3 protein-coding genes are annotated in these 5,838 nt (G+C 71.2%); 2 read left to right on the top strand and 1 reads right to left on the bottom strand.

Translation table 11 applies throughout. From position 1 onward, the window contains the following. Window positions 1–123: 123 nt before the first annotated feature. The gene (locus tag ACFVXK_RS10565) at window positions 124–1,602 is read right to left on the bottom strand and encodes a M28 family metallopeptidase (RefSeq protein ID WP_389611119.1); all 1,479 of its coding nucleotides are present in this window, start codon (window positions 1,600–1,602) and stop codon (window positions 124–126) included. Window positions 1,603–1,864: 262 nt separating this feature from the next. Here ACFVXK_RS10565 and ACFVXK_RS10560 point away from each other — a divergent pair, with 262 nt between their 5' ends. Both ACFVXK_RS10560 and pepN read left to right on the top strand, forming a co-directional pair. Further along, window positions 1,865–2,893 (top strand): aspartate-semialdehyde dehydrogenase, encoded by a 1,029-nt coding sequence (locus ACFVXK_RS10560; RefSeq protein WP_389611118.1) that lies wholly within the window; start codon window positions 1,865–1,867, stop codon window positions 2,891–2,893. A 156-nt stretch (window positions 2,894–3,049) separates the two neighbouring features. Beyond that, window positions 3,050–5,626 carry an aminopeptidase N gene (gene pepN / locus ACFVXK_RS10555; protein WP_389611117.1) on the top strand — a complete coding sequence of 859 codons (2,577 nt, stop codon included), beginning with the start codon at window positions 3,050–3,052 and terminating at the stop codon, window positions 5,624–5,626. The last annotated feature ends 212 nt before the right edge of the window (window positions 5,627–5,838 follow it).

Below are 5,838 nucleotides of genomic sequence, written 5' to 3'. Positions count from 1 at the left end.
TGGTTGCTTAGCGACAAGCCCCCCCGTTACGGGCCTCACCCCCAACCCCCGGGGGGGGGGTGCTGTACCGCCCCCCCCCCCCTCGGGCGTTTCCCCCTCGGTGCCCCCCCTCGGGCCCCGCCGCTACTTGCCGAGCGAGCTCAGCGACTCGGCGTACGTGCCCACCGCGTGCGCGATCACGTCGAGGTTGGTGTCGAAGGCCTTGAGGTCCAGGTTCTTCAGGGTGTCCCCCGCCCCGTGGTAGTTCGGGTCGTACGGGGCCCCGGCCGTGCCGCCGTAGCGCTTGGCCTGCTCGGCGGTCTTGATCCCCTCGGCGCCGGTGAAGGTGCCGCCCGCCGGGATGCCGTTCTCGATGAACGGGCCGTAGTCGGAGCGGCCGTCGAAGTCGCTGCCCTCGTGCGGCTTGCCCTTCTTGTCCAGGAAGCCGTTGATCAGCGACTCGATCTGCGCCGAACCGGCCGGGCCGGCGCCCGCGCCCGTCTTGTCCGAGTCGTCGCCGTCGTAGACGAACTGCACCGGGTTCGGCGAGGCGATCATGTCGAAGTTCAGGTAGAGGGCGATGTCCTTCTTCTGCCGGTCCGACAGCTGCGCCACGTAGTGCTCCGAGCCCAGCAGGCCCAGCTCCTCCGCCGACCACCAGGCGAAGCGGACCTTGTTGGCGGGACCCTTGCCCTTCTTGTTGGCGCCCTCGTCGGCGAGCTTGAGGGCCACCTCCAGGAGGCCGGCCGAGCCGGAGCCGTTGTCGTTGATGCCGGGGCCCTCGGGGACGGAGTCCAGGTGCGAGCCGACCGTGACGACCCGGTCGGCGCGGCCGCCCTTGGTCTCGGCGATCACGTTGCGGGTGGTCTTCTTCACGTGCTCCTGGTCCAGGTCCAGGCGTACCTTCACCTCGCCCTTGGCAGCGGCGGCGGCCAGCGCCTCCCCGTCGGCCAGGGTGATGCCCGCGCTCGGGATGACCCCCTCGGAGGGGGAGGAGAAGGTGCCGCGGACCGGCGTGGTGCCGCTGTGGTTGTAGACGATCACCCCGACCGCACCGGCCGCCGCGGCGGCCCGCTGCTTCTCCACGAAGGTGCAGGCACCCCGCTTGACCAGGGCGATCTTCCCGGCGAAGGCCCCGGCCGGGTAGTCGTCGGCGGTGCAGCCCGGAGTCTCGTCGACGCGGGCCAGGGCGAGCGGGGCGGTCAGCCCGCCGGCCGGGGTGGACTTGGTGAAGGTGAAGGCGGCGGTGGCCAGCTCGCGCGGCTGCTCGCCCAGGACGGTGGTCTTCTCCGTCTTCGTGTGCGCCTCGTAGATGTCGAAGTCCTGGTACGAGACCTCGTAGCCGGCCTTCTTCAGGGTGTCGTGGACGTAGGCGGCGGAGGCGGCGTGGCCCGGAGTGCCCGCGGCCCGGTTGCCGCCGTTGGCGTCGGCGATCTGCTGGAACTTCGCCAGGTGGCGGTAGGCCCCGCGTGCGGTGACCTCCTCGACCAGCTCCTTGGCGAGCTTCCCCTCGCGGGGGTGGGCGGCCGCCGGGGTGGCGGCCAGCAGGACGGGCGCGGCGACGGCGGCGGCCGCGAGGGCGGCGAGGGCCGGTATGGACCGGCGGTGGCGGATGGTCCGCATGGTGGTGTTCCCCCCCGGGGTGACGGTTTCGGCTTCTGGTGCGCCGCGTCCGGATATCGATCACGGCTGAACGGAAGCTAACCGGACCTGACCTGGCAAAACGGACGTTCGGGGGAGGTGAAACACGGCCGTCACGGACTCGTCACCGGGGTTCACGGCCCCGACACTGTCCGCGCCTCGGACAATGGATTGGACAACCCTCGTGGGGTCGAACGCATGATGGCCTCACGCGCCCGCGTCGTACGTACCAGAAGGAGTCACCGTGAGGGTCGGAATCGTCGGAGCCACCGGACAGGTCGGCGCAGTCATGCGCGGCATCCTCGCCGAGCGGAAGTTCCCGGTCGACGAGCTGCGGCTGTTCGCCTCGGCCCGCTCCGCCGGCTCGACCCTGGAGTGGCAGGGCCAGGAGATCACCATCGAGGACGCCTCCACCGCCGACTACTCCGGCCTGGACATCGTGCTCTTCTCCGCGGGCGGCGCCACCTCCAAGGCCCTCGCCGAGAAGGTCGCCTCCCAGGGCGCCGTCGTGATCGACAACTCCTCCGCGTGGCGCAAGGACCCCGAGGTCCCCCTCGTGGTCTCCGAGGTCAACCCGCACGCGATCAAGAACCGCCCCAAGGGCATCATCGCGAACCCGAACTGCACCACCATGGCCGCGATGCCCGTGCTGCGCCCCCTCCACGACGAGGCCGGCCTGACCGCGCTGATCGCCACCACCTACCAGGCCGTCTCCGGCTCCGGCCTGGCCGGCGTGGCCGAGCTCGACGGCCAGGTCAAGGCCGTGGCCTCCGAGGCGACCAAGCTGGTCCACGACGGCGAGGCCGTCGCGTTCCCCGAGCCGGGCGTCTACAAGCGCTCCATCGCCTTCAACGTGCTGCCGCTGGCCGGCTCCATCGTCGACGACGGCTCCTTCGAGACCGACGAGGAGCAGAAGCTCCGCAACGAGTCCCGCAAGATCCTGGAGATCCCGGAGCTCAAGGTCTCCGGCACCTGCGTGCGCGTCCCCGTCTTCTCGGGCCACTCCCTCCAGGTCAACGCCCGCTTCGAGCGCCCGATCAGCGTCGAGCGCGCCTACGAGCTGCTGAAGGACGCCCCCGGCGTCGAGCTGTCCGAGATCCCGACCCCCCTGCAGGCCGCCGGCAAGGACGCCTCGTACGTGGGCCGCATCCGGGTGGACGAGACGGTCGACAACGGCCTCGCGCTGTTCCTCTCCAACGACAACCTCCGCAAGGGCGCGGCGCTGAACGCGGTGCAGATCGCGGAGCTCGTGGCCGAGGAGCTGCGCGGCTGACGCCCGCGGCGCGGAAGGGGGCGGTGCCGGGGACGGCGCCGCCCCCTTTGCATTCGAAAGAGGGGCGTCCTGTTCGCCTCTGGATTACTCCTGCCCGGTGGCGGGCCCTGCATGGAAGGATGGCGGGGCAACGTCACCATCAAAGGAGATGAACGCGTGCCTGGCACGAATCTCACCCGTGAAGAGGCTCAGCAGCGGGCGAAGCTGCTCACCGTCGACTCGTACGAGATCGATCTCGATCTCAGCGGCGCACAGGAGGGCGGCACCTTCCGGTCCGCGACCACCGTGCGCTTCCAGTCGGCCGAGGCGGGGGCCGGGACCTTCATCGACCTGGTCGCGCCGGCCGTGCACGAGGTCGTCCTGAACGGCAAGGCCCTGGACGTGGCCGCCGTCTTCCGCGACTCGCGCATCGCCCTGGACCACCTCGCCGCCGGCGCCAACGAGCTCCTCGTCGTCGCGGACTGCGCCTACACCAACACCGGCGAGGGCCTGCACCGCTTCGTCGACCCGGTCGACCAGCAGGCTTACCTGTACACCCAGTTCGAGGTCCCGGACGCGCGGCGGGTCTTCGCCAGCTTCGAGCAGCCCGACCTGAAGGCGACGTTCCGGTTCACCGTGACGGCTCCCGAGGGCTGGACGGTCATCTCGAACTCCCCGACGCCAGAGCCGAAGGACCGGGTGTGGGCCTTCGAGCCGACCCCGCGCATCTCCTCGTACATCACCGCCCTGATCGTGGGCCCGTACCACGCGGTGCACAGCACGTACGAGGGCAAGGACGGGCAGGTCGTCCCGCTCGGCATCTACTGCCGCCCGTCGCTGGCCGAGTTCCTCGACGCCGACGCGATCTTCGACGTCACCCGGCAGGGCTTCGACTGGTTCCAGGAGAAGTTCGCGTACGACTACCCGTTCGCGAAGTACGACCAGCTGTTCGTGCCCGAGTTCAACGCGGGCGCCATGGAGAACGCCGGTGCGGTCACCATCCGCGACCAGTACGTCTTCCGCTCGAAGGTGACGGACGCCTCGTACGAGGTCCGCGCGGAGACCATCCTGCACGAGCTCGCCCACATGTGGTTCGGCGACCTCGTCACCATGGAGTGGTGGAACGACCTGTGGCTGAACGAGTCGTTCGCCACCTACACCTCGATCGCCTGCCAGGCCTACGCCGAGGGCTCGAAGTGGCCGCACGCCTGGACCACGTTCGCGAACTCGATGAAGACCTGGGCGTACCGGCAGGACCAGCTGCCGTCCACGCACCCGATCATGGCCGACATCCGTGACCTGGACGACGTCCTGGTCAACTTCGACGGCATCACGTACGCCAAGGGCGCCTCGGTGCTCAAGCAGCTCGTCGCGTACGTCGGCATGGACGCCTTCTTCAAGGGCGTGCAGGCGTACTTCAAGGCGCACGCGTTCGGCAACACGCGCCTGTCGGACCTGCTGGGCGCCCTGGAGGAGACCTCGGGCCGCGACCTGACCGCCTGGTCGAAGGCGTGGCTGGAGACGGCCGGCATCAACGTGCTGCGGCCGGAGGTCGAGACGGACGCGGAGGGGCTCATCTCCTCGTTCGCCGTCCGCCAGGAGGCCCCGGCCCTGCCGGCGGGCGCCCAGGGCGAGCCGGTGCTGCGCCCGCACCGCATCGCGATCGGCCTGTACGACCTGGTCGGCGGCAAGCTGGTCCGCACCGACCGGATCGAACTGGACATCGACGGCGAGCTGACGGCGGTGCCGGAGCTGGCCGGCCGGGCCCGTCCGGCGGTCGTGCTGCTCAACGACGACGACCTGTCGTACGCCAAGGTCCGCCTGGACGAGGTCTCGCTGGCCAACGTCACCGCGCACCTGGGCGACTTCACCGAGTCGCTGCCGCGGGCGCTGTGCTGGGCGTCGGCGTGGGACATGACGCGTGACGGCGAGCTGGCGACGCGCGACTACCTGGCGCTGGTGCTGTCGGGCATCGCCAAGGAGTCGGACATCGGTGTGGTGCAGTCGCTGCACCGCCAGGTGAAGCTGGCCATCGACGTGTACGCCGACCCGGCGTGGCGCGAGCAGGGCCTGGCCGCCTGGACGGCGGCCACCCTGGAGCACCTGCGCGCGGCCGAGCCGGGCAGCGACCACCAGCTGGCGTGGGCGCGCGCCTTCGCCGCGACGGCGCGGACCGGGGAGCAGCTGGACCTGCTGGGCGCGCTGCTGTCCGGTGCGCAGACGGTCGAGGGCCTGGTCGTGGACACCGAGCTGCGGTGGGCGTTCCTGGAGCGGCTGGCCGCGACGGGGCGTGCGGACGAGGCGGAGATCGCGGCGGAGCTGGAGCGCGACGCCACGGCGGCGGGCGAGCGCCACGCGGCGACCGCGCGCGCCGCGCGTCCGACGGCGGCGGCCAAGGCGGAGGCCTGGGCCGCGGTGGTGGAGTCGGGCGACCTGCCGAACGCGGTGCAGGAGGCCGTGATCGGCGGCTTCGTCCAGAGCGACCAGCGGGAGCTGCTCGCGCCGTACGCGGCGAAGTACTTCGCGGTGGTCAAGGACATCTGGGAGAGCCGCAGCCACGAGATCGCGCAGCAGATCGCGGTCGGGCTGTACCCGTCCCTCCAGGTCTCCGCGGAGACCCTGGCGGCCACGGACGCCTGGCTGGCCTCGGCCGAGCCGAACGCCGCCCTGCGGCGCCTGGTGTCGGAGTCCCGCTCGGGCATCGAACGCGCCCTGAAGGCCCAGGCGGCGGACGCTGCTGCGGCCACCGCTTAACGCACCGCCCGGGGGAGTCCTCTTCGCTGCGGCGGAGGGGGCGCCCCCTTGGCGTACGCCCGCGTCTCTTCGGCGTACGCCCGCGTGCGGGCACGTACCCGGTGGCCTAGCGTGCGAGACGTACGCCGTACGCAACCGGAGGGTCGATGCCCGGCTTCGCCGCTGTCCCGGTCGCGCTGGCCCTGTGCGCGGGGCTGCTGACGGGTCCGGCC

It is taken from the genome of Streptomyces sp. NPDC058157, from assembly GCF_042884105.1.
Taxonomy (GTDB): Bacteria; Actinomycetota; Actinomycetes; order Streptomycetales; family Streptomycetaceae; genus Streptomyces.
The sequence above is the reverse complement of the archived record's forward strand: the minus strand, read 5'-3'. Positions and strand labels throughout refer to the sequence as shown.